Raw genomic sequence first — 2,654 nt, forward strand, 5'->3', positions numbered from 1 at the left:
TAAATCCTCTAACATTTTTTGAAGTTCCTCACGTTTCTTTGTTGCCCCAGAAACTTTTTCTTCGTATATAATATCCATTCCGATTTCGTTCAGCTGCTGAAATTGCCTTGAAGGGTTTTGGCTAGTCGAACTGACACGTATATAACCGATTTTTCGCAAAATATCACCTCGTTTTTGAGACAAGTCTTATGAGACGCTCTTAACTATGATTTTATCAGTCTACTACACTTGTATCAATAGAGTACACTCTATTGATACATAATTGTACTAATAAACTGAATAATTGCAGAGATGGGATGATACAATATGAAAATTGTGAGAGGAAGAGAATTGCTTACGCCAGATCAAAGACTAGCTCTTATGCAAATTCCTGAAGATGAGTGGATATTGGGAACCTACTACACTTTTTCAAAACGGGATTTGGAAATTATTAATAAGCGAAGGAGAGAGGGAAACCGTTTAGGGTTCGCTATTCAATTAGCCGTTCTTCGGTATCCTGGTTGGCCATACACCCATATCAAAAGCATCCCAGATTCAGTCATACATTATATATCTAAACAAATCGGTACCACTCCATCTTCTCTTAGTCATTATCCTCAAAGAGAAAATACACTTTGGGATCATCTGAAAGAAATTCGAAGTGAATACGACTTTGTAACTTTTACTTTGAAAGAATATCGAATGACATTTAAGCATCTTCATCAAATAGCTTTGGAAAATGGCGATGTCATTCATCTATTACATGAATGCATAGATTTTCTAAGAAAAAACAAAATCATACTGCCTGCTATCACTACACTTGAAAGAATAGTGTGGGAGACGAGAGAAATGGCTGAAAAGAAGCTGTTTAATACGGTTAGTCAATCTCTAACAAATACGCAAAAAGAAAAGCTTGAAGAAATCATTACTTCACAACATCCATCCGAATCCAATAAAACGATATTGGGTTGGTTAAAGGAACCACAGGGTCATCCTTCACCCGAAACATTTCTAAAAGTAATAGAACGACTCGAATATATACGAGGAATGGAATTAGAAACGGTACAAATTAGTCATTTGCATCACAATCGCCTGTTACAGCTATCACGCTTAGGTTCAAGATATGAGCCTTATGCATTCCGTGATTTTCAAGAAAATAAACGATATGGGATATTAACCGTCTATTTATTACATCTTACACAGGATTTAACGGATAAAGCTTTTGAAATTCATGACAGACAAATACTCAGTCTGTTATCTAAAGGCCGTAAGGCTCAAGAAGAAATTCAAAAACAAAACGGTAAAAAGCTGAATGAAAAGGTCATACACTTTACGAACATCGGACAAGCCTTAATCAAAGCAAAAGAGGAAAAATTAGATGTTTTTGAGGTTTTAGAATCTATTATTGAATGGAATTCTTTTGTCTCTTCGGTGGAGGAAGCTCAGGAGCTTGCACGTCCTGCCGACTATGATTATTTAGACTTACTACAAAAAAGATTTTATTCACTTAGAAAATATACCCCAACGCTATTAAGGGTATTGGAATTTCATTCTACAAAAGCAAATGAGCCACTTTTAAAAGCTGTAGAGATTATCCGAGGAATGAACGAATCTGGAAAGCGAAAAGTACCTGATAACTCACCCGTGGATTTTATTTCAAAACGCTGGAAAAAGCATTTATACGAGGATGATGGTACAACAATTAATCGTCATTACTATGAAATGGCCGTTTTAACAGAACTTAGGGAGCATGTTAGGGCAGGAGATGTTTCCATTGTTGGTAGCAGACAATATAGAGATTTTGAGGAATATTTGTTTTCAGAAGATACATGGAATCAAACGAAGGAGAATACGAGATTATCAGTTAGTTTATCATTCGAAGATTATATGATTGTGAGAACCAGCAGTCTTAATGAAAGGTTAAAGTGGTTAGCTGCCAATTCCAACAAGTTAGACGGAGTTTCTCTCGAAAAAGGAAAGCTGTCAATTGCACGCTTAGAAAAAGATGTTCCAGAAGAATCAAAAAAATTTAGTGCAAGCCTGTATCAGATGCTGCCAAGAATAAAATTAACCGATTTACTCATGGATGTTGCCCATATAACAGGGTTTCATGAGCAATTCACTCATGCTTCTAGTAATCGAAAACCGGGTAAAGAAGAAACGATTATTATTATGGCTGCTCTTTTAGGAATGGGAATGAATATTGGTTTAAGCAAGATGGCTGAAGCAACACCCGGACTTACATATAAGCAATTGGCCAATGTAGCTCAATGGCGCATGTATGAAGATGCAATGAATAAAGCCCAAGCCGTCTTAGTAAATTTTCATCACAAATTACAATTGTCTTCCTATTGGGGAGACGGTACAACATCCTCGTCAGACGGTATGAGAATGCAGCTAGGTGTTTCATCACTACATGCAGATGCAAATCCACATTATGGAACTGGAAAAGGAGCCACCATCTACCGTTTTACTAGTGATCAATTCTCTTCTTACTACACAAAGATTATTCATACTAATTCAAGGGATGCGATTCATGTTTTGGATGGTTTGTTACACCATGAGACGGATCTAAACATAGAAGAGCATTATACAGACACGGCTGGTTATCAATACCTTTTTATAAAAAAGTTAGAATTTAAGTGTGTTCTTTCATTATAGACATGTATTTAAAG

Annotated in this window: 1 protein-coding gene and 1 pseudogene; one reads left to right on the forward strand and one right to left on the reverse strand. The window is 36.2% G+C overall.

The window, feature by feature from the left end; translation table 11 throughout:
* Positions 1-159, reverse strand: a 159-nt coding sequence (locus NFS43_RS24270; RefSeq protein WP_251555562.1) for a recombinase family protein, incomplete at its 3' end; no start/stop codon positions are given.
* 147 nt (positions 160-306) lie between these two features.
* Here NFS43_RS24270 and NFS43_RS24275 point away from each other — a divergent pair.
* Positions 307-2,589, forward strand: a pseudogene (locus tag NFS43_RS24275) (Tn3 family transposase); the annotation flags it as partial.
* Positions 2,590-2,654 lie beyond the last annotated feature (65 nt).

The organism is Neobacillus muris, from assembly GCF_943193175.1.
GTDB classification, from domain to species: Bacteria; Bacillota; Bacilli; order Bacillales; family Cytobacillaceae; genus Neobacillus; species Neobacillus muris.